The organism is Pontivivens insulae, from assembly GCF_900302495.1.
Taxonomy (GTDB): Bacteria; Pseudomonadota; Alphaproteobacteria; order Rhodobacterales; family Rhodobacteraceae; genus Pontivivens; species Pontivivens insulae.
The window spans coordinates 697,633-719,823 of record NZ_OMKW01000001.1 but is presented as its reverse complement, the minus strand read 5'-3'; the positions used below and the strand labels follow the sequence as shown (position 1 = coordinate 719,823).

Here is a 22,191-nt window from a genome sequence, read left to right as displayed (position 1 = left end):
GCTAAGGAATGATAATATGCCGGATTTTGATATAAGTTGGGTGAGCGGACATGAGTCTGACTATCCCAATTTTCGCGCTGAAATTTTGCAAATACACGCAAGCGCCAAAAAGAACCTACGTGGTGCCGCGCAATTTCTAGAGCGAGATGCAGTAAACGTTAGCCAATACGGCTATACTGCCGTGGATAAAGATTTCGTCCATTATGAAAAGTATTTTGGGGCGTTTGATGAAGATCGCGCACGGTTTGTTGCAAATGTTTTTTCAAAAATGGCTGAAATTCTTCATATCAAGAAGCTGAAAATTGTTGTTGAGACAGCCGCTCTCGACCCCCACAAATCTAACGATACGATCGCATATACTTATTTAAATGCACAAGATGCCTCAATGTGGGTGTCGAAACTGTTCGTAGAGCAGCCTACGACGGGCGATAACTCAAAGCTGGATACGTTGGTGCATGAATTGGCGCATAACGTAACGACCAGCGTCGTGGATCAGAACAAAACATACGGTATGGACAAGGTAATAGCTCTTGCGAAATCTGATCCTGAAGCGGCTATAAATTGTGCCGAGTCTTATGGCTTTTACTTCGTTGAAGGACTGAAAAACGGCATTGTTGGCCCACCGGTTGCTGAAGGTTGGTCGAGCGGTTGGGTTTACCGCGCGGGTCCCGGGGCGCAATTGCAGGCAGATCGCTTCGAGACGGGATTCAAGACCGGACTTGGCTATTTTGGCCAACCGACGCCACCCGATGCATTCGGACCAAACAAATTCTTCTCAATCCATAGCGCGTTAACATCCGCATCAGCTGGTGTTTCCACTGCGCGTGCACCGTCCAGTGGGTGGATCAAGGAAAATCAGCGCTCTCGCTGGGTCGATGTGCCGGATGATGATGGTGAGCACCTATTTGTCAGCTTCATCCAAATCAGTGACACGTTTGATTTTGACCACGATGCAATCAACGGCCGCTGGTCCTGCGACGACAATGGCCGGGCCGTCCTCTATAATGATGAAGTGGGTGAGAAACCATTGAGCCAGTCCAATACGTCATGGAACAAATGGACGGAGTTCTCGGCAACACAAGCGGCCGGATTGCGGTACGGGCACAACGAAATCCGCTTTTACGTCAAGAATGATGGCGGTGGGGCAGGTGGGCTGCGTGTCGAGATCGAGCCGCCATTTGAGTGATCATTTGCGTGATAAAGGTGGGCTGGGGAACGCGCCCCCAGCCTCTCAATCACGAACCTCAAATGCCGCCCATGCACAGATACTTGATCTCCAAATATTCCTCGATGCCGTATTTGGAGCCCTCGCGGCCAAGGCCTGACTGTTTCACTCCACCAAACGGCGCCACCTCAGTTGAGATCAGGCCGGTATTCAGGCCGACGATGCCGTATTCCAGCGCCTCACCCACGCGCCAGCTGCGGCCGATGTCGCGGGTATAGTAATAGGCGGCCAGGCCGAAGATCGTGTCATTGGCTGCCGCGACGCCCTCTTCCTCAGTCTCGAACTTGAAGAGCGGGGCGACCGGGCCGAAGGTTTCTTCCTGAGTGACCTTCATGTCGGAGGTGACGCCGGTGACGACCGTTGGGGTGAAGAACAGCTCACCCACATCGCTGTCAGTGCCGCCCTGAATGATGGTTGCGCCCTTGGCCTTTGCGTCGTCGAGGTGGTCCTGCACCTTTTCCTTACCCGCTTTTGAGATCAGCGGGCCGATATCCGTGCTCTCATCAAAGCCATTGCCGACTTTGAATTCGGCGACCTTGGCTGCGAGCTTTTCCGCGAACGCGTCATAGACCCCGGCCTGCACGTAGATGCGGTTGGCGCAGACACAGGTTTGACCGGCATTGCGGAATTTGGAGATGATGCAGCCTTCGACCGCTGCATCCAGGTCAGCATCGTCGAAGACGAGGAACGGGGCGTTGCCGCCCAGCTCAAGGCTCATCTTCTTGATAGTGCCCGAGCACTGCTCCATCAGGATGCGGCCCACGCGGGTGGAGCCGGTGAAGGTGATCTTGCGGACCTTGTCATTCTCACACAGCTCTTTACCCATCTCCGAGGAGTTGGAGCCCGAGACGACGTTGAACACGCCCTTGGGGAAGCCTGCCTTCTCGGCCAACTCAGCCAGCGCAAGCGCAGTCATCGGGGTCAGTTCCGCCGGACGGGCGACGCAGGTGCAGCCCGCGGCGAGGCCGGGAGCAAGCTTGCGCGTAATCATGGCGAGTGGGAAATTCCACGGCGTGATCGAGCCGACAACGCCGATGGGCTGTTTGATCACGACGATGCGCTTGTCGGGCTGGTGCTGCGGAATGGTGTCGCCGTAGATGCGCTTCCCTTCCTCAGCAAACCACTGGATGAAGGAGGCGCCATAGGCAACTTCGCCGCGCGCTTCCTTGATCGGTTTGCCCATTTCGGCGGTGATGATCTGGGCGAGATCCTCCTGCGCCTCCATGATCAAGGCGTACCACTTCATCATGATCGCAGAGCGTTCGGAGGCCAGCTTGGCCGCCCAGTTTGCCTGTGCCGCATCGGCGGCGTCGATCGCGCGCGCCACTTCTGCCCGACCCAGATCCGCGATGGAGGCCACAGTCTCACCATTTGCGGGGTTCACGACATCAAAGGTCGCGCCATTGTCGGCCCCGACCCATTCGCCATCAATATAAGATTTGGTGGCGAAGAGGGCTTCGTTCTTGAGGTTCAGCATCGTGGGCTCCGCAATTTTATGTCGTCTGTTTTCGGTCTTATAGAACAGTCAGAAGTCTGACGTTATCCCCTTTTTCTCCCAATCGCCGAAGCGAATGGGCTCTGGCCCGTCGCGCCCGCCCAGTTCGGTCGGCAGGTCGAGGGGTGGGGTGTTCCGCTTACGCTCCTCCGCCTCGGCCAGCGCGCGCGCAGCGGCTTCTTTCAGGCGGTTCTGTTTATCAGAGGGAACGGTCATCCTATATCCTCCGTTATCCATGTGCTGATCTGGCATATGCGCCTTTGGCCCGTGCAAGCAAGGGAGTGCGGCATGAACTACGCGAAGACAATGATGTTGCTGGCCTCGCTGACCGCCCTGTTCATGGGCGTGGGTTGGCTTCTGGGCGGAACCGGCGGCATGGCCATCGCCTTTGCCATCGCCATCGCGATGAACGGCTGGGCGTTCTGGAATTCCGGGGAAAGCGTCCTGCGCAGGCACAATGCCCAACCTGTCACGCGGCAGTCGGTTCCAGAGCTTTATGAGATGGTTGAAGACCTGGCGCGCAATGCGAACTTGCCGATGCCCAAGGTGTATCTGATTCAGGAAAGCCAGCCAAACGCCTTTGCCACGGGCCGGTCGCCGGACCATGCCGCCGTCGCTGCGACCACGGGGTTGTTACAGCGGTTGAATTCGCAAGAGGTGCGCGGGGTGATGGCGCATGAGCTGGCGCATATCAAGAACCGCGACACGTTGATCATGACGGTCGCGGCGACAGTTGGCGGCGCAATTTCGATGCTGACGCAATTTGCCTTTCTGTTTCGCGGCAATGGCCGCAATTCAGGTCCGCTGGGTCTGATCGGAATGCTTGTCGCCATCTTTCTGGCACCGATGGCCGCGATGATGATCCAGATGTTGATCAGCCGGACGCGTGAGTATTCCGCCGACAAAATGGGGGCCGAGATCGCCCGTGATCCGATGGGTCTGGCCAACGCGCTGCGTAAGATCGCGGGCGGCTCTACCCGTCATGAAATGGAGAGCGCGGAGCGTGATCCGGCCTCTGCCCATATGTTTATCGTCAATCCGCTGACTGGACGTGGCGTCGATAATCTGTTTTCGACCCATCCTAATGTCGAAAACCGGATCGAGGCGCTGATGAAGCTCGCGAATGACCCAAATTTTGCTGTTGAGGCGCAACCTGCCGCGCGGACGATGACCTCTCCCGCGCCGACCACGCGGCGCAGCTCGATTCCACGCACGGGCGCACGGCGTTGAGCGCGCCGGGACTGGCCGCGCGAATTGCTGCGGCGGATATCATTCAGGGTGTCCTGAGCGACAAGCGCATGATCGGTGAGTTGGTCGAGGATCTGCCGCGCGATCTGCCCGGCCCATCCAAGGCGCGGGCGCAAAGCCTCGCCACGATGGTGCTGCGCAATCTGGAGCCGCTGACGATCGTGCTGGATCAGTTCCTGCACAAAAAGCCGCCCGCGCGGGTTCTGACGATCCTGCGGATCGCAGCCGCCGAGATGCTGATTGATGGCATCCCGCCCCATGCCGCGGTTGATGCCGCAGTGAATGCGGCGCGGGCGGATCGGAAGACGGCTCACCTGAAGAACCTTGTGAATGCGATTGCCCGCAACATCTCACGCGAGGGGGCGGAGATCTGGGCTGAGATGGAACCACAGTCCCTGCCACACTGGCTGCGTGTGCCGCTGGTGCGCGCCTACGGTGAAGACGGTGTCGCTGCGATTGAGCAAAGCCACGCGAACGGTGCGCCGCTCGACCTGACATTGCGCGGTGATCTGCCCGACGGGCTGGAGGCGGATGAAGCGCCGACGGGGTCCTACCGCATAGCGTCGGCGCAGGTGACAGCGCTGCCTGGATATGAAGAAGGTGCGTTCTGGGTGCAGGACGCGGCAGCCGCGCTGCCTGCGAAAGTCCTAGGCGATGTTGCCGGTCAGACCGTGCTCGATCTGTGCGCCGCACCGGGTGGCAAGACGCTGCAATTGGCCGCCGCTGGCGCGCAGGTCACGTCACTGGATATCTCTGGCCCGCGCATGAAACGGGTGCGCGAAAATTTGGCGCGCACGGGCCTCGACGCAGAGCTTGTGACCGCAGACGCATTGCACTGGACTCCAGAGCAACCATTCGACGCGGTTTTGCTGGATGCGCCGTGCACCGCGACAGGCACCATCCGCCGCCACCCCGATCTGCCCTTCATCAAGACCGGTGAAGAAAACAAAGGGCTCGTCGCGTTGCAGCGGAAATTGCTGTCTCGGGCTGCCGACTTCGTCAAACCCGGCGGGCGGCTGGTCTATTGCACCTGTTCCCTGCTGCCCTCGGAGGGTGAAGTGGCCGTGGAGAAGTTCCTTGCGGAGAACGACGCCTTCACGCTGGAGGCCATCGATGCCGAGGCGCTGGGCGGTGAGGCGCACTGGGCAAAGGACGGCGCATTGCGGCTGAGGCCCGATTACTGGCTCGAAAATGGCGGAATGGACGGGTTCTATATCGCGCTTTTGAAAAAGCGGGGCTAGACTCGGCCAATATCCCAAGGATCGCTCATGGCCCGCCCTACCCTTCGCAACAGACTAAGCGCCGCTGACAATCGCGTTCAGGCGTTGCGTTCTGCCTTTGCATCGAAGGTGAAGGCAATCCGATCGCAGCCAGAGCCGCGACGGATCGGGGATGCGGCCCTTGCCCGGCAGATGAAGGCCGGGCTCTTCCAACTGGGCGGCGAGATGATCGAAGCGGGCCCGCGCGGGATCTGGAACCTGCCGGAGCCAAGCGAGGCCGCAAAGCTTGAGGCGCAGGGTTTTGTCTGGCTGGACGATCTGGCGGCAGCAGGGGACGATGCGTCGCGCGCGCTGGCACAGGATTGGGTTTGGGAGTGGATTGAACGGTTCGGCGCGGCCAAGGGGCCCGGTTGGTATCCGGATATCACCGGACGTCGCCTGATTCGCTGGATCGTACACGCGCCCTTTCTGCTGAAAGGGCAGGAGGCCACCGCCTCTCACCTGTTTTTTAAGTCGCTGGGGCGGCAGACCGGATATCTCAACCACGCCTGGGATGATGCCGCGGATGGGTTGCCCCGATTTGAGGCGCTGACGGGTCTGATCTATGCGGCGATTTCGCTCGAAGGGGCGGAGTCGGCTTTGAAGAGCGCGCGCCGGGGTCTGGCGAAAGCCTGTGGCGTGATTGGTCCCGATGGAACCATCCCATCCAGAAGCCCCGAAGAGTTGCTGGAGATCTTCACCCTTCTTGTCTGGGTCGCGGATGCGCAACGGGCTGCGGGCCATGCACCGGAAGGCACGCATTTGGATGCCATCACCCGATGTGCTCCCGCGCTGCGTGCCCTGCGCATGGGTGACGGCGCGCTCGCCCGCTTTCACGGTGGGGGGCGCGGTGCGGAAGGTGCACTGGATCAGGCTTTGCTCGACAGTCGCGAAAGGGCAGGTCAGCGACCGGCCACCGCCATGGGGTATTCACGCATTTCAGCAGGGCGCACCGTCGTGATATTGGATGGCGGTCCGATGCCCAGCGACCCGTTCCGCGCCCATGCCGGAACGCTCGCCTTCGAAATGTCGAGCGGGCGTCGCCAGATGATCGTGAACCAAGGACCGGGGGACCGGTTTGGAGAGGACTGGCGCAAGGCCGCGCGGGAAACAGCGGCCCACACGACGCTGGAAGTTGCCAATCGGGCGATGGCCGATTTCGGGGACGTGCAGCGCTTTGGCTCTGCCGAGGCGACGCCGATGATCAACGGACCGACAACCGTTGCCGTCGAGCAGACCCGCGACCCTTCGGGCCATTGGGTTCTGGGAACCCATGACGGATACTCGAACCGGTCGGGGCTGATCCATTCCCGCCGGCTGTTCCTGTCGCCGGCAGGCGATGAATTGCGCGGGGAAGATACGCTGAGCGCGCAATCGAGCAGGGAGCGCGCGCGGTTCGCAAAAGAGCGGCAGGCCGCCCCCATCCCCTTTGCCATTCGCTTTCACCTACATCCCGAGGTTGAAGCGACGCTCGACCTGGGAGGGGAGGCCGTCAGTCTGACGCTGAAATCGGGTGAAGTCTGGGTTTTCCGGCAGTCCGGCGGGGAAATCGGGCTTTCCAATTCGACCTATCTCGACAGTCGGCGGGTAAATCCGCGTTTGTCGCAACAAATCGTGGTCACCGGCGCTGCAATGGACTATTCGACGCGCGTGAACTGGGTGCTGCGCCGGATCGACGGCGGATCGACTGCGATCAGGGATGTGGTGCCAGACCTGTCAGACGACTGAAGGACCTGCCCTGCCATGACCGTTTCGAACCTTGCTCCGCTGCAACGCGCGCTGCTTTCCGTATCCGACAAGACCGGGCTGGTCGATCTGGGCAAGGCATTGGCCGCGCGTGGGGTTGAATTGGTTTCGACCGGCGGCACCGCTAAGGCACTGCGGGACGCGGGCCTCAACGTGCGCGACGTCAGCGAACTGACCGGCTTTCCGGAAATGATGGACGGTCGCGTGAAGACGCTCCACCCGATGGTGCATGGCGGTCTGCTGGCGCTGCGTGGCGATGCAGGCCATGTTGGCGCGATGGACGCGCACGGGATCGTGCCGATCGATCTGCTGGTCGTGAACCTTTATCCGTTCGAGGAAACGGTGGCCAAGGGTGCGGATTACGAGACCTGCATTGAGAACATCGACATTGGCGGCCCAGCGATGATCCGCGCCGCCTCAAAGAACCACGGCGATGTCACCACCATCGTAGATGCAGAGGACTACACAGCGCTGCTGGCCGAGTTGGAGGAAAATGACGGTCAGACGACCTATGCGTTCCGCCAGCGCATGGCCCTGACCGCCTATGCCCGCACGGCAGCTTATGACACCGCTGTGTCGAGCTGGATGGCCAAGGCGCTCGACGAAAAGACCCCGCGTCGCCGCACGGCTGGCGGCACGCTGGCCGAAAGCCTGCGCTATGGCGAGAACCCGCATCAGGGGGCAGCGTTCTACACGGATGGCTCGAACCGTCCAGGTGTCGCCACGGCCCGCCAGGTCCAGGGCAAGGCTCTGAGCTATAACAACATCAACGACACGGATGCGGCGGTTGAGCTGGTGGCCGAATTTGGCGACGACGCGCCGACCTGTGCGATCATCAAACACGCCAATCCTTGTGGTGTCGCAACCGGTAAAACTCTGCTTGAGGCCTATACCCGCGCATTCGATTGCGACCGCACGTCCGCCTTTGGCGGGATCATCGCACTGAACAAGCCGCTGGACGCCGCAACCGCCGAGGCGATTACCGGGATCTTTACCGAAGTCGTGATCGCGCCTGGTGCAGACGAGGCGGCCATGGATATTTTTGCCAAGAAGAAGAATCTGCGGCTGTTGTTGATCGATGCGCTGCCTGATCCGGCGGCTCCTGGCCTGATGATGAAGCAGGTTGCGGGTGGCTGGCTGGCGCAGGATCGTGACAATGGGCGTATCACGATGGACGACCTGAAGGTCGTGACCAAACGCGCGCCTTCAGATGCGGAAATGGCCGACATGCTGTTTGCCTGGCGGGTGGCGAAACACGTGAAATCGAACGCCATCATCTATGTCAAGGATGGGGCGACGGTCGGCGTGGGCGCCGGGCAGATGAGCCGGGTCGACAGCGCCCGGATCGCGGCGCGAAAATCCGAGGATATGGCAGAGGCCATGGGCCTCGACACGCCGCTCACACAGGGCTGTGTCGTCGCATCTGACGCCTTCTTCCCCTTTGCTGACGGGTTGCTGTCCGCTGCGGCTGCCGGGGCGAAGGCCGTGATTCAGCCCGGTGGCTCTATGCGGGATGAAGAAGTCATTGCTGCCGCGGATGATGCTGGTCTGGCGATGGTGTTCACAGGTATGCGGCACTTCCGCCACTAACGGAGACTTGCGATGGCTGAGATCGTTCTGCTGGACGGGGGCATGGGCCAAGAGCTTGTCGCCCGGAATGACGCGGATCCGACACCGATGTGGTCTGCCCGCGTTCTGGCGGACAGGCCAGATCTGGTCGAAGCCGTACACCGTGACTTCTTCGAGGCAGGCGCGACTGTGGCGACACTGAACACATATTCGGTGACGCCTGAACGTTTGCACCGGCATGCACCGGATGAGGATACGGATGCGCTGTTTGAACGGTTGCAGGCCGCTGCGATCCGCGTTGCGAGTGCTGCGCGTGGTGACCGTGATGTGGCACTCGCGGGCTGCCTGCCGCCGCTTGCGTGGAGCTACAGACCTGATGCAGCGCCGCCGCAAGGTCTGATGCAGCAGACTTATGCGCGACTGGTTGCAGCACAGGGCGATCATTGCGATCTAATGCTGGCCGAGACGATGTCTGGTGTCCGAGAGGCGGGCGCCGCCACCCGCGCAATCGTCGCCGCAGGTCACCTCGCCTGGATTGCACTCAGCGTCGATGATCGTGACGGAACGCGCCTACGCTCGGGCGAGCCGTTGGAAGATGGGATTAGTGCCGTTGCCGAGGCGGGCGCCGACGCGATCCTGCTGAATTGCTCTCGGCCCGAGGCTATTGCACAAGGCTTGCCGATCCTTGCGACAGTTCATGTGCCTTTTGGGGCCTATGCAAACGGGTTCGAATTTGCCGGGGATCTTGAATTTGGCGGAACCGTCAAAGGGCTGACCAAACGGCTTGAACTGACGCCTGAGGCCTATGCCGATCATGCCATGACCTGGATCGCGGCGGGCGCGACCATTGTTGGCGGATGTTGCGAGGTTGGTCCGGCCCATATCGCGCATCTGGCCCAGCGCATTCGCGCCGCCGGACACCGTGTCGTGCGGCCTTAGCCGAAGCCATTGCCCGCCTCACGCGGTGCAAGGCGGATCAGACGTGAAGTCTCGACCGCATGCTGCCGGTGCGTGACGGCCCGTTGGTAATCGGGATCGCGGATCATCTCGATAAAGGCCGCAGCATTGGGATAGCGCGCGATAAAGACGACGTCCCAGCTTTCCTGGTCCGGGCCGATCAGAACCGCCTCGAACTGCCCGGACCATTCCACATGCCCCCCCACCCGGGCGAGAATTGGTGCCGTTTCCTTTGAATAGCGCCGATAGGCCGCTGCATCGCGCAGCTTGACCAGATTCAGCATTGAGATGGGCGTGTCCTGAGGGAGCTTTGCGAAGGCGCCGAACTGCTCTCGCGTCGGGTCGATATAGGGTGTTGTCATGGCGGTGGCCTTCCTGATTTTTCGCCAGTCTGTCAGGTGAATGCGGGCTTGCGAACAGGGTGTTTCATCGGTCTTGCGGCAAAGCCGCATTGCGAGCGGAAAATTGCCGGTTTGCATTTGCACTCCGACCCGGTTCAGCCTACCGTTTCCACCCTGCCAACCACCCTCGGAGACCGACCGATGAAAGTCAGCATCGAACGCAGCGCCCTACTCAAAGCGATGAGCCGTGCGCAGTCGGTTGTCGAGCGGCGCAATACCATTCCGATCCTGGCCAATGTGCTGATCGAAGCGGAAGGCAACAGCCTGAGCTTTCGAGCAACAGACCTGGACATCGAGGTTGTCGACAAGACGGACGCGATGGTCGAAGTCGCAGGGGCGACGACGGTCAGCGCGCATATGTTGCATGACATCGTGCGCAAGTTGCCGGACGGATCCACGGTGCAACTGTCCGAGGACATGGCAGCCGGGCGGATTGAGATTCGTGCGGGACGCTCGAATTTTTCGCTCGCGACGTTGCCGCGCGAAGATTTCCCGATCATGGCCAGTGCTGAATATGACTGCAATTTCGGGGCCAAGGCCGCGTTGCTGCGGCGGCTCTTCGACAAGGCCAAATTCGCCATCTCGACCGAGGAAACGCGGTACTATCTGAACGGGATCTATCTGCATTCCGCGACCGCGAGTGGCGGGCAGATGCTGCGTGCCGTTGCAACGGACGGACACCGGCTGGCCTGTATTGATGCCGATCTGCCGGACGGCGCAGACTCGATCCCCGGCGTGATCGTACCACGCAAGACGGTGACCGAACTTCTGAAGCTGCTGTCGGATGATGACGCCGATATCGCAGTCAGCGTGAGCGAGACAAAGATCCGCTTTGCCACGCCGGACATCACGCTGACCTCGAAGGTCATCGACGGCTCTTTCCCCGACTACACCCGTGTTATCCCGCAATCCAACGTAAAGCGGCTGGAAGTTGATGCGGCCGAGTTTGCGCAGGCAGTCGATCGTGTTTCGACCGTATCGTCCGAGCGGAGCCGCGCCGTGAAGCTTGCACTGGATGAGGATCGTCTGGTTCTCAGCGTAAATGCACCCGATAGCGGTGCCGCGGATGAAGAGCTGGCCGTGGCCTATGGCGATGAACGGTTGGAGATCGGCTTCAACGCGAAATATCTGCTGGAAATCGCCAGCCAGGTGGATCGGGAGAACGCAGTGTTCATGTTCAACTCCTCTGGCGACCCGACGCTGATGCGCGAAGGCAATGACGAAAGCGCTGTTTACGTCGTCATGCCGATGCGCGTCTGACGGGGTCTGGCTGGGGCGATGCCCCATATCACGTCTCTCAAACTCTCAATGTTCAGGTCTCATAAGCTCAGTGAGATCGACGTTGATGCGCGGCCTATTGCGATCCACGGGCCAAATGGGGCGGGCAAGACCAATATACTTGAGGCCATTTCCATGTTGTCGCCGGGGCGGGGCCTGCGCCGTGTGCCGGTTGGAGATCTGTCGCGCGCGCCTGAACGGCTGGGCTGGCAGGTACGCGCAGGGATCGAAGCCGATGGCCCGCGGGAGATTGTGACACGGTTGCAGGGCGAAGGCTCTCGCACGGTTGAGATCGACGGCAAGACCGCCCCGCAGACCGCTCTCGCCAAGTTGCTGCGCATCGTATGGTTGGTGCCCTCAATGGATCGACTGTGGCTGGATGGCGCGTCAGAGAGACGACGATTTCTCGACCGCATGTCCATGAGTTTCTTTCCCGATCACGCGGAAGCCGTGCTGGGATATGAGCGCGCCATGCGGGAGCGGAACCGGCTGCTGAAAGATCAAGTGCGTGACCCCCGCTGGTACGAGGCCCTTGAAGAGCATCTGGTGGAATTCGGCAGCAGGATTACGGCGAGCAGGCGCAACACGCTTGATCGTCTTGGGGTCGCACAAGACGCCGCGACCACCGCGTTTCCCGCGGCGCGGCTGTCTCTGATCGGGCCAGATGGTGCGGTCCGTCAGAACGAAGACGATCTTGCGCCCCGTCTGGCCGAGGGTCGTGGGCGCGACATGGCGGCGGGTCGGACGCTGAATGGTCCGCATCGCGACGACTTGCATGCTGTCTACTCAGCGAAGGATATGGAGGCACGGGACTGCTCAACCGGAGAGCAAAAGGCCCTGCTGGTGTCAGTGATTCTCTCCAATGCGCGGGCACTTTCCTCGGAAAAAGTTAATCGACCCGTCCTTCTTTTGGACGAAATTGGTGCGCATCTTGACGCAGGGCGCAGATCAGCCCTTTATGACGAGATCATCGAGCTTGGTGCACAGGCTTGGATGACCGGCACCGGAGCCGAGCTTTTCGAATCACTCGAAGGCCGGGCGCAATTTCTGCAACTTTCAGAAATTGCAGGTGAAACCAAACTGACATCTGCGCGTTAAGCCGCCATCAGGCTGCGGTTCGCCCATACGCAGCTTCCCTTCGTCTGAACAGTAGTTTCGTTAAACATTCATTAAGTTTTTAGGAAAAAATGTAATAATTTGAATGCTTTACGGAACGTGAGGCGCACCCGATGCTGTGTGCATCAGATTTGAGAGGAGCGTCAGAATGACCAGTTTCAAGCAGAAGCTTGCCGATCCCACCAAGCGTTTGAGCATGCATGTGAATGTGATCCCGTCCGCTGTTGTAACACAGGCAATTGCCGCCTCAGGCGCGGATGTGGTGGTGATCGACCGTGAACATGGTGCCGTCGATTACGGGACATGCCATGCTATGATCGCAGCGACCCAAGGCACGGAGTGCGCACCCGTGGTTCGCGTCAGTGAAATAGCCGATGCCGAGGTGAAGCGCGTCCTCGATCTTGGCGCGGAGGGGATCATCTTCCCCCTCGTCAAGGACGCCTATGACGTGAAGCGCGCCGTAGCCTCCATGCGGTATCCGGGGTCAATGGGTACGCGTGGCTTTGGTCCGTTCATCGCCCACTCACGCTGGCCCAATGACATGATGACCTATGCCAAGACCATCGAAGATCGCCTGACCTGCGGTATCCTGATCGAGACGGTTGAGGCGGTCGCCAATATTGATGCGATCGTCGAGCAGGAAGGCATCGATTACATGATCCTTGCCGCCTTCGACCTGTCGGCCACGATGGGCATTCCAGGTCAATTCGATCACCCGCAATTCGTCAAAGCGACAGCACGTGTTGAAAGTGCCGCGCGGGGCGCGGGCATTCCGCTCGGCGGGATTGCATTGACGGAAGAGGATGCGGCTGCGCGGTTCTCTGAAGGGTACCGCATCGTCTCGGGCTTCGACGTGCTTCACCTGAAGTCTCGTGTGGCTCAAACGGCGGCTTGGGCACGCCGTCCCGATCCGGTGCACGCTTATGTGCGTGACGGGGTTGCCGGGCCGAAGCATCCGCTGACTGTCCCGCACTAAATCTGCCTGTATAGTAAGCGCCCCCGGTTGCAGATCGTGCAGCCGGGGGCGCAGCCCTTTCGAAGGTGGCTTTAGATCAGAGCGTCCAAAGCTCTGTACCCGGGTGGAATTGCGACCAAGCGAACCAGAAAGCCTCGTGACTGCCCAGATCTGACCCATCCACATCGACCGCGCGGATGCCGCCTGCATCGAGTTCCAGCCTGACGTTTTCAAACGCGATCTCTTGTCCCTGCCGCAAAGCAAGCAATGCAGCGCGCCGCTCAAACGCGATGGGCTGACCTGAAGCAGTGATCACGCCGATGACGTCGTCGTGGACATCGAGCCGAGGATCGACGTCGCCTACAGGGAAGATCGGGCCGTTCGCATCACGTCCATTTCGGAAATCAAAGTCCCGTCCAAGGGCGAGGGATTCGACCAATACCGTTGTTTCAGGATGCGTGCGCCGCCATGTTCCCCAGTCGGTGGTCACGACTGTCGCCTGTTCCAATTGCAGGCCGATCTCCGCCAGAGGGCCTGTCACGGCGCGACCCAGGAAGGTGTCGAATACGGAGTGCGTTGTGATGTCGTACATGACCTTGTTCGACCGGATCAGCAGGCCAGTGGTGCGCAGGACCGGACGCTCTACCCCAGCTGGCAGTTGATCGGTGAAATATGCCTGCGCTGCACCGCAAAGCGTGCAGTACGGAATGCCAAGATCACGGCCACCCAGCGTGTCATTCACCATCTCGCGCACTTCCATGATCTGGCGGGGATAGGCGCGGTATTCCCCATTCACCTCGATGCCAAACACGATGTCGTCGTCGTCAAGCCATGTAGCCTCATCCGCCGCGCTGACCTGCGGATTGTCCGCCGCGGGAATGCAGTTGCAAGCCTGATGGGTCCGGTCATAGGGCCGCGCATCAATCAAGACGCCGCCCCAGGACACAAGGCGCCAGTCGATATCCCCCTCGACAAAGATCCGGTCCCAACCGGGAATGAAGTTGGTGAAGATAGCGCGCTTGTGCTGCAGATACCCGGGATAGGACGGAATATCCCATGCGATCAGATGGTCGGTCACCGCTCCCCATCTGCGATGGGTATTGATGGTGATGCCCAAAAGCGCCTCTGCCGCGGCAGCCAGATCGTTGTCATGCGCCTCGCGCCATGTGAACCGCATCATGTCGCTGATCACCCAAACCAAACGGGGATCGCCTGCGTCCACGATCCGTTCAAGTGCGGCGACCTCAACCGGGCCCCAACTCGATTGTTCAAGATTGTCCCCGAAGGCTGTCTGAATGTCGGCGGCCAGTGCCGCACTGATCGGACCTTCGGGCACGGCGGGCGGCTGGCCGAATTCGGCGACAACATAAGAGGGAAGCTGCTGTGCGGTGACCGGTGTCGTCGTGCAACCGACACCGCCGATGATCACGGATGTAGCGACGCAGAGCCATCGGGGCAGATTGCGAATGTTCAGCATGGGTCATTTCCTTGCGCGAGCGGGCAGAGACAGGGTCCTTTCCGGACTGGCCTGAAATTCTCAACCTTCGCGCTTATTTTGCCTAATCACGTTCGCTTAAGTCCGCGTGAACGCCGACCGTTACGGCACCCGGGAAGCTGCCGTATTTCGTGGGTCAAGCCCGTGACAATGCTCACAGAAAACGATAGAAACGGAACACAAAATAGAGGGCTAAGCAGATGTCAGACTCCAACGAGAACAATCAGGATTACGGCGCTGATTCCATCAAGGTTCTCAAGGGCTTGGAGGCTGTGCGCAAGCGGCCCGGGATGTATATCGGTGACACGGATGACGGTTCGGGCCTGCACCACATGGTGTATGAGGTCGTCGACAACGGAATTGACGAAGCGCTGGCCGGTCATGCTGATGAAGTAAAGGTCATTCTGCATGTCGATGGCAGCGTGTCTGTCAGCGACAACGGGCGCGGAATCCCGGTCGGCATCCATGAGGAAGAGGGCGTTTCTGCCGCTGAGGTCATCATGACCCAGCTTCACGCGGGCGGTAAGTTCGACAGCAATTCCTACAAGGTCTCTGGTGGTCTGCACGGGGTCGGCGTCTCGGTTGTAAACGCGCTCAGCGACTGGCTGGAACTGCGCATCTGGCGCGAGGGCAAGGAACATGTCGCCCGGTTCGAACGTGGTGACACGGTCAAGCATCTGGAGGTCGTGGGCGACACGGATCGCACCGGGACGGAGGTGCGCTTCCTTGCATCGACCGACACGTTCTCGGATGTGAACTACAAGTTCGCGACGTTGGAACACCGCCTGCGCGAGCTTGCTTTCCTCAATTCCGGCGTCCGCATCACCATCATCGATGAGCGGGAGGCAGAGCCGCTTGAGACAACGATGGAGTATGAGGGCGGCGTGCGGGAATTCGTGCGCTATCTCGACCGATCAAAGACAGCGATGATTGACGAACCGATCTTCGTAACCGGAGAGCGTGACGATATCGGTGTCGAGGTCGCGATGTGGTGGAATGACAGCTATCACGAGAATGTTCTGCCCTTCACCAACAACATTCCGCAGCGCGACGGCGGCACCCATATGGCCGGTTTCCGTGGAGCGCTGACGCGCACGATCAACAACTACGTCGCCTCTTCCGGCATAGCGAAAAAGGAAAAGGTGACGCTGACCGGTGACGATGCGCGCGAGGGGCTGACCTGCGTACTCTCCGTCAAGGTGCCTGACCCGAAATTCTCCAGCCAGACCAAGGACAAGCTCGTCTCCTCCGAGGTGCGTCCGGCGGTCGAAAGTCTGATGAATGAAAAGTTGGCCGAGTGGTTCGAGGAAAACCCGAACGAGGCGCGCATGGTTGTGGGCAAGATCGTGGAGGCCGCACAGGCCCGCGAGGCGGCGCGCAAGGCCCGCGAGTTGACCCGGCGCAAAAACCCGATGGACGTGACGTATCTGGCGGGAAAGCTGAAGGATTGTTCTGAGAAGGATCCATCGAAAACCGAACTGCTTCTGGTGGAGGGCGACTCCGCCGGTGGATCGGCGACGCAAGGCCGGGATCGCGGGACACAGGCCGTGCTTCCCCTGCGCGGCAAGATCCTGAACGTGGAGCGCGCGCGTTTCGACCGGATGCTCGGCTCGCAGGAGATCGGCAACCTCGTCATGGCGCTCGGCACCGGAATCGGGCGCGACGAATTCAATATCGAGAAGCTGCGCTATCACAAGATCATCATCATGACCGATGCTGATGTAGACGGCGCACATATCCGCACGCTGCTGCTGACGTTCTTCTACCGCCAGATGCCGCAGCTGATCGAGAATGGGCACCTCTATATCGCGCAACCGCCGCTCTATAAGGTCGCACGCGGCAAGTCGGAGGTCTATCTGAAGGATCAGGCCGCCCTTGATGATTACCTGATCGAGCAGGGCCTGAACGATGCGATGCTGGAACTGGGATCAGGCGAGCAGCGCACTGGTGCCGATCTGGCAGAGGTCGTAAGCACCGCGCGCAAGGTACGTGGTGTCATCAACGCATTCCCGACCCATGTGCCCCGCGTGGTGCTGGAGCAGGCGGCAATTGCCGGGGCCATGCAGGCAGAGAGCATCCAAGGTGATGCACAGGCCGCAGCCGACCGTGTGGCGGACCGTCTGAATCTGATCGCGCCAGAGACGGAAAAGGGCTGGTCCGGCCGTCCGACGCAGGATGGCGGCTTACGGTTCAGTCGCGTCGTGCGTGGTGTCGAGGAAGTGCGCACATTGGATGGCCGCGTCTTCCGCTCTGGTGAGGGGCGTAAACTGGCTGAGTTCACCGACGGATTGCAGGAGGTTTACGGCGCGCCGGCAAAGCTACACCGCAAGGACAAGCACATCACCGTGCATGCACCGACCGAACTGCTCGACCTTGTCATTGCGGAAGGTGAGCGTGGGCTGAGCTTGCAACGCTATAAGGGTCTTGGCGAAATGAACCCGGATCAGTTGTGGGAGACCACCTTGGACGCGGAAGCCCGCACCTTGCTTCAGGTCAAGGTCGACCAGATGGACGAGGCAGATGAGATATTTACCAAGCTGATGGGCGATGTGGTCGAGCCGCGTCGGCAGTTTATTCAGGACAACGCGCTCAGCGTTGAAAATCTCGACTTCTAGTCGACGCAGAGGATCGGGCTGGCTCGAACGTTCTAGAACACGACGGTGCAGGACAGACCTGCGAGCCAGCCGTTATCCGCATTGTCCACATCCGCATGTAGTCGGAATGTGCGGCTTCCAAAGTCGATGACCGGATCGACGAAACTGATCGTGCCGCGCTTTTCCGCGCCAGTTTCTGATCGCAGAACCAGGGACTGACCGACGCTATAGCGCCCGTGCAATGCCGCTGGCACCGATATCTCCGCCCGCAACGTGGAGACATCGATGATGGTCATCACGGGCTGGTCCGTCGCCAGCTCCCCCACTGATAGAGGTGTATCGACAATGATACCTGCATGGGGCGCGCGCAGGATATAACGATCACGCTCGGCCCGTACTTCGGCTGCGTCGGCGCGCGCGCGTGCAACGGCGTTGGACAGTTCGTCACGCTCTGCATCTGGCAGAAGGTTACCCAAGCGCTCCCCCCGGGCGAGCGCCCGCTCTGCAAAACCAATTTCGTTCTCGAGCCTGGCAAGACGTGCATCGAGCGCCGCATGGCCGAATTCGATCAGCGCCTCGCCTTCACGGACCCGCTGCCCCAGCGCAACGGGCCGTGCGACGGCAACCTCCTGCACCGCGCTGGCCAGCTCAGTATGTTCTGCGGGACGAATAAGGCAGTTTGAAAAGAATGAGGCCGATTCCTGCTGGGCGAAAACCGCCCCAGGGAAGGCTAAAAGCACGCTAACCGCGACGCGTAAAGCTGAGCATTTCATCGCGCTTTTCCTCACTCTTAAGCAGCTTCGTACGTCTGCCCCGTCTGATATTCTCCAACCGTGTTCGGCGGTGCGCGATATAGGCAAAGTATACCTTGCTCACGAACGGTCGCCCAACGGTTAGCATGATAGACAGAGTAGCGATGGTGCGTTTCGGCACAAGACGCTTTAATTCCGGCTCATCCAACGCATGAACAATGTCATAGCTGCCCGGATCGCCCTGACGCCCTGCCCGGCCATAAAGCTGCCTGTCCAACCGGTCACTGTCGAGCGCATCGAGGATGACAACATGAAGACCGCCCGCCGCCTTAACCTCTGCGCTGAGTTTGATGTCGGTTCCACGTCCAGCCATGTTGGTCACGATCGTGACGCGGCCCGGATGTCCGGCCTCTGCAACGATATCGGCCTCTTCTTCCAGCCGTCGTGCGTTGAGCACGTCATGTGGCAGTCCGAGATCCTGCAAGCGCTCTGAAAGCTCCTCTGACAATCCGACCGATGAAACGCCAAGCAGAACGGGCCGGCCCTGCGCACGGACCGCCTCAGCACGGCTTGCAGCCCAGTCCAACTTTTCAGCGGTGGTGTGAAACAGCCTGCGGATCTGGCGTTTGCGAATGATGGGCTTGTTGGTCGGTACGGCGGCGAGCGCCGTACGGTAGGTATCGCGCATCTCCTTGCGAACTTCCTTGAGAGTGCCGCTCATCCCCGCGATCTTGTGATACTTGCGAAAGAACGTCTGAAAGCTGAGCTTTGAGAGCGTCTTGCGGGAGGCCGTAGGCTCCAATCCTTCGCGCACTTCGAGGATCTGCTGCAATCCGAATGGCAGGGAGCGGTCGGGCATGGGACGGCCGGTCTGCTGATCCACGAGGACGATTTTTTCCTCTTCAACGATGTAGTGTGTATCGGCACGAAATCTGTCCTGCGCCGCTTTCGCCTGTGTCAGCATCTCTTCGGCAAGGGCAAGCGCGGCCCATTCGGGATCGGGACCCTTCAGGGTCGCGATCAAATCCGTCATCAACTCTGTCCTGAGCGCGGAAAACCCGAGATCGTCTTCCTTTTCCCACATCTCTTCGGGCGCCTCCGCCGCGAGCTGCACCGCCTGCTCGATGAATTGAACGGAGAGCGTGGTGCGCGTGGGTTCGGTCAAAATGAGCGGGATGTTAGCCTCGTCGATCAGGACGCTGTCCGCCTCGTCGATGATGACGAAATCGAGATCCGTGACGAGCGGTTGGCCGTCTCCCTCCAACCACAGGCGATAGGCAAGCGGGGAGCGTGTTGCCTCCTTCGAGCGGTCGCGCAGGTAGTCAAACACCAGTTCCTTGTTGGTGCAGTATGTCACGTTAGCGGCATAGGCCAACCGCTTTTCCGGCTCTTTCATGTCGTGGATGACATGGGCGCAGGTCAGCCCCAGCCGTTCGAGGATCGGGCGGGTTTCCTCGGCATCACGCTCTGCCAGATAGTCGTTGACTGTTACGACGTGGACCGCACAGCCGGACAAAGCATGGATTGCAGCGGGGAGCGCGGCGGTGAAGGTCTTGCCCTCACCCGTCGCCATCTCCACAAATTTGCCGGTGCACAAATGAATGCCCGCCATGAGCTGAGTGTCGTGATAGCGAAAACCGGTCTCGCGATGAAAAGCCTCATCAAGCAGGCTAAGACCTCGAACGAGCAGAGGCCCGGTCAGCCGACCACGCCGCAAGAGTTGCCCAAGCGCCTGCGCCTCTTCAATCAAGTCTGCATCTGCAAGCGAACCGCGGGCGGCCCGGATCGCCCTCAACCATGCCTTCCGTCGCAACCGGTTGTTCTGCCACAGCCCGGCAGCGGTCAGCACGAAGGTTGGGACCTTTTCCTTCCGCTCAACACGCTCTGGTGCACGTACCGGAAGGGGGCTGCGCGGCGCAGGTATCGTCAGTGCGCCGCTCATCCCGGACCGAAGCGCCGCAGGACTTCGCGGATCAGCGGCTGCACGATGCGGGGGGCCAACGGCTCCCACGGATGGCTGATTTTGAGATGAACAAGTTCGCCCAGCGCGAACTGGTCAAGAGGTGCTTCGACCTCGATCCAGAAATACGGGGACGTGGCCTGATACTGATCCGTATCGGGAATTGGCTCGGTCAGAACGGGACCGCCGAACCGATCAGCCAATCGCTCGTCCATCAGCGTGCGCGAGGCATTGGGCATAATCCGCATTGGGCCCGCCGTCAGGACCTGATCAGCACGGGATGGCGCGATGAAGCTGATGTCTTCGATCCCTCTCGCGAGCTTTCGATCTGCCCCCTCGGGGATCATGGCGAGCAATTCCCGACTGTCAGGACGATCCACCAAGCCGATGCGCGATCCACGCAGGATCAAAGATCCTTCCTGCGGGGCCGGATCATCCCAGACCCAAACCCCGGCGCGTGGGGACGTGACCAATGCAGCGGCGACACGTGCTGCATTCTGATTGCGGGCCGCTTCGAGCGCGCGCAACTCCTCTGCGATAGCGCCTGCAAGTGTCAGGTTCCCCTGTGCCCTTGCGATGCGCAGCTCAGCCTCGCGCGCATCAAAGCGTGCAGTGAGTGAGTCGCCTTCAGTCTCCAGCCGTTCGGGCCGCAACCGCAGAATGGCATCGCCCTCCTCGACCACATCGCCCTCTGTGACGAGCCTTTCGGTGATGAAACCCTCCGAGCCGGAATAGACGGCAGCCTCCTCCCCGCTCGCGACCAGGGCCCGCACGGTTGTGGAGCTTGGCAGCGGCACAAAGAAGATCAGCGCCACAAGGGCCGCGATGGTTGCAAGTAGACGGATGGTGATCCTCCGTTTGCGTTGAGTGAAGGCCGGGCTGCGGAGGTTTTTCCACGCGGCCTGCGCATTCGGCCAAATCAGACCGGCCATTACGATCCAGATTGCCAGAACTTGCCCGATATAGGGAACCTTGTCCGTAACAATGGCTGCAATCGAAAAGGTCACGAACACACGATAGCAAAACGCCGCGGCGGCATAGCTCATCATATAAAAACGGCCTGAGGAGCCCGCCGTCTCGGTCTCCGGTTCGGGGGGGTAGCCAAACAGACGCTTGAACCACGCGCCCAGAAGTTGCTGGCCCCGATTGCCCAGATTGGGGGTCTGCGTGATATCGGCCAGCGCGTAGTAGGCATCGAAGCGCAGCAGCGGGTTGCCATTGAAGAACAGTGTCGAAATCGTGCAGATGATGATCACGTTGAAGAGCACCGCGCGCACCAGGCCCGGCTCGGTATCAGCCCAGAGCAGGATTGCAGCCGCGCCGATCCCCAATTCCGCAAGAATACCCGCCAGTGCGACAATCGCCCGAGAGCCATGCGCGCGAAAATAGTTCGCAGCCGATGCATCCACATAGGGCATGGGAACAAAGATCAAGAACATGATGCCCGTCTCAGTCACGTGCCCGTCAAAGCGCCGGACGGCAAGGGCATGGGCAAGCTCATGCACCAACTTCACGACGGGATAGACGCAAATCAGGATGATGAGATTGTTGGGAGCAAGCGCGCGGTCGGCAAGATTGCCTGTCAGCGGCTCCCACTGACGGATCAGCTCCAACCCCGCGCGCCCCATCAGAATGACCAGCAGTAGCAGCGCAAGCGGTGAGAAAAGGGCACGTGCGACGCGCCCCGCCGCAGGGCCGTCCAGCCAGGCAGATGGATTGTAGAGCGGGATTTTCTGACTGACTGGGGATTTCAGCAGGGCTTTGAGCGGGGCGAGGGCCTTTTTGCGCTGGCTGCTGGCAAGCTTCTCTGCCTTTGGGATGCCCTCAACGCTGACAATGCCACTGTCATAGAGACGGCTCATTAACTCTATGAACTCGTCTTGTGGCGGCAGGTCCGGGTCGTTGTCACGGGCTAGCTGGGTCCAGATGTCATCAAGACTGCGTTGCCCATCAAAACGACGCACAACGGCCCATGCGGCCTCGGCCAGTCGATGGGTCTTCCCGCTCGCCTGATCGAGCAAGACATACCAGCGTGTCCCCAGATATTCGTGCAGCGCGACATCAATTTGTGCGCGTAGGCGAGGGCGCAGCTCGGCAACGCGGTACCAGTCCTGCGAGAGAAGCTGCGCGCGCGCCATGGC

17 protein-coding genes are annotated in these 22,191 nt (G+C 60.3%); 10 read left to right on the top strand and 7 right to left on the bottom strand.

All coding sequences use genetic code 11. The annotated features are described in order from the left end of the window. The first annotated feature begins 16 nt into the window (after window positions 1-16). Window positions 17-1,186, top strand: coding sequence for a M35 family metallo-endopeptidase (locus tag POI8812_RS03270; protein ID WP_108781080.1), 1,170 nt, complete (start codon window positions 17-19; stop codon window positions 1,184-1,186). Between the two features lie 58 nt (window positions 1,187-1,244). Here POI8812_RS03270 and POI8812_RS03265 read toward each other — a convergent pair whose 3' ends face one another. Both POI8812_RS03265 and POI8812_RS03260 read right to left on the bottom strand, forming a co-directional pair. Further along, complete coding sequence (locus tag POI8812_RS03265) at window positions 1,245-2,702, bottom strand: NAD-dependent succinate-semialdehyde dehydrogenase (RefSeq protein WP_108781079.1); 1,458 nt, start codon at window positions 2,700-2,702, stop codon at window positions 1,245-1,247. Between the two features lie 48 nt (window positions 2,703-2,750). Beyond that, window positions 2,751-2,936 carry a DUF1674 domain-containing protein gene (locus POI8812_RS03260; protein ID WP_108781078.1) on the bottom strand — a complete coding sequence of 62 codons (186 nt, stop codon included), beginning with the start codon at window positions 2,934-2,936 and terminating at the stop codon, window positions 2,751-2,753. 72 nt (window positions 2,937-3,008) lie between these two features. Between POI8812_RS03260 and htpX the strand changes: the two genes are divergently transcribed. Genes htpX through POI8812_RS03235 form a run of 5 tightly spaced genes read left to right on the top strand, consistent with a single transcriptional unit; the run spans window position 3,009 to window position 9,481 of the window. Beyond that, window positions 3,009-3,950 carry a zinc metalloprotease HtpX gene (htpX, locus tag POI8812_RS03255; protein ID WP_108781077.1) on the top strand — a complete coding sequence of 314 codons (942 nt, stop codon included), beginning with the start codon at window positions 3,009-3,011 and terminating at the stop codon, window positions 3,948-3,950. Continuing rightward, window positions 3,947-5,209 carry an RsmB/NOP family class I SAM-dependent RNA methyltransferase gene (locus POI8812_RS03250; RefSeq protein ID WP_108781076.1) on the top strand — a complete coding sequence of 421 codons (1,263 nt, stop codon included), beginning with the start codon at window positions 3,947-3,949 and terminating at the stop codon, window positions 5,207-5,209. The genes htpX and POI8812_RS03250 overlap by 4 nt, the downstream gene beginning before the upstream one ends. Before the next feature lie 27 nt (window positions 5,210-5,236). Further along, on the top strand, window positions 5,237-6,955 hold the full coding sequence (locus POI8812_RS03245; protein ID WP_108781075.1) for a heparinase II/III family protein: 1,719 nt from the start codon (window positions 5,237-5,239) through the stop codon (window positions 6,953-6,955). A gap of 15 nt (window positions 6,956-6,970) precedes the next feature. After that, window positions 6,971-8,563 carry a bifunctional phosphoribosylaminoimidazolecarboxamide formyltransferase/IMP cyclohydrolase gene (purH, locus tag POI8812_RS03240; protein ID WP_108781074.1) on the top strand — a complete coding sequence of 531 codons (1,593 nt, stop codon included), beginning with the start codon at window positions 6,971-6,973 and terminating at the stop codon, window positions 8,561-8,563. Window positions 8,564-8,575: 12 nt separating this feature from the next. Further along, window positions 8,576-9,481, top strand: coding sequence for a homocysteine S-methyltransferase family protein (locus POI8812_RS03235; protein WP_108781073.1), 906 nt, complete (start codon window positions 8,576-8,578; stop codon window positions 9,479-9,481). Here the strand turns inward: POI8812_RS03235 and POI8812_RS03230 are convergent. Further along, entirely contained in the window at window positions 9,478-9,861 is a 384-nt protein-coding gene (locus tag POI8812_RS03230; RefSeq protein WP_108781501.1) for a DUF1330 domain-containing protein, read from the bottom strand. The genes POI8812_RS03235 and POI8812_RS03230 overlap by 4 nt on opposite strands. A gap of 180 nt (window positions 9,862-10,041) precedes the next feature. On the opposite strand from POI8812_RS03230, the gene dnaN reads away from it, so the two are divergent. The 3 genes from dnaN to POI8812_RS03215 all read left to right on the top strand — a co-directional run bounded on the left by dnaN (window position 10,042) and on the right by POI8812_RS03215 (window position 13,270). Continuing rightward, window positions 10,042-11,160 carry a DNA polymerase III subunit beta gene (gene dnaN, locus POI8812_RS03225; protein WP_108781072.1) on the top strand — a complete coding sequence of 373 codons (1,119 nt, stop codon included), beginning with the start codon at window positions 10,042-10,044 and terminating at the stop codon, window positions 11,158-11,160. Window positions 11,161-11,178: 18 nt separating this feature from the next. After that, a complete protein-coding gene (recF, locus tag POI8812_RS03220) occupies window positions 11,179-12,276 on the top strand; it encodes a DNA replication/repair protein RecF (protein WP_108781071.1) in 1,098 nt (365 codons plus the stop codon). Window positions 12,277-12,442: 166 nt separating this feature from the next. After that, on the top strand, window positions 12,443-13,270 hold the full coding sequence (locus POI8812_RS03215; protein ID WP_108781070.1) for an HpcH/HpaI aldolase family protein: 828 nt from the start codon (window positions 12,443-12,445) through the stop codon (window positions 13,268-13,270). A gap of 76 nt (window positions 13,271-13,346) precedes the next feature. On the opposite strand, the gene POI8812_RS03210 is transcribed toward POI8812_RS03215, so the two are convergent. After that, window positions 13,347-14,726: a DUF3179 domain-containing (seleno)protein gene (locus tag POI8812_RS03210; protein ID WP_108781069.1), complete on the bottom strand. Its 1,380-nt coding sequence runs from the start codon at window positions 14,724-14,726 to the stop codon at window positions 13,347-13,349. A gap of 218 nt (window positions 14,727-14,944) precedes the next feature. Between POI8812_RS03210 and gyrB the strand changes: the two genes are divergently transcribed. Further along, entirely contained in the window at window positions 14,945-17,359 is a 2,415-nt protein-coding gene (gene gyrB / locus POI8812_RS03205) for a DNA topoisomerase (ATP-hydrolyzing) subunit B (RefSeq protein ID WP_108781068.1), read from the top strand. Window positions 17,360-17,391: 32 nt separating this feature from the next. On the opposite strand, the gene POI8812_RS03200 is transcribed toward gyrB, so the two are convergent. From POI8812_RS03200 to POI8812_RS03190, 3 genes are read right to left on the bottom strand one after another with little or no spacing between them, the layout of a single operon-like run. Further along, window positions 17,392-18,111 (bottom strand): efflux RND transporter periplasmic adaptor subunit, encoded by a 720-nt coding sequence (locus POI8812_RS03200; RefSeq protein ID WP_108781067.1) that lies wholly within the window; start codon window positions 18,109-18,111, stop codon window positions 17,392-17,394. Then, window positions 18,080-20,032, bottom strand: a complete 1,953-nt coding sequence (locus tag POI8812_RS03195; RefSeq protein ID WP_108781066.1) for a preprotein translocase subunit SecA — start codon at window positions 20,030-20,032, stop codon at window positions 18,080-18,082. Before POI8812_RS03195 ends, POI8812_RS03200 begins: the two co-directional genes overlap by 32 nt. Then, a complete protein-coding gene (locus POI8812_RS03190; RefSeq protein ID WP_108781065.1) occupies window positions 20,029-22,188 on the bottom strand; it encodes a PqqD family peptide modification chaperone in 2,160 nt (719 codons plus the stop codon). Before POI8812_RS03190 ends, POI8812_RS03195 begins: the two co-directional genes overlap by 4 nt. Window positions 22,189-22,191: the final 3 nt, after the last annotated feature.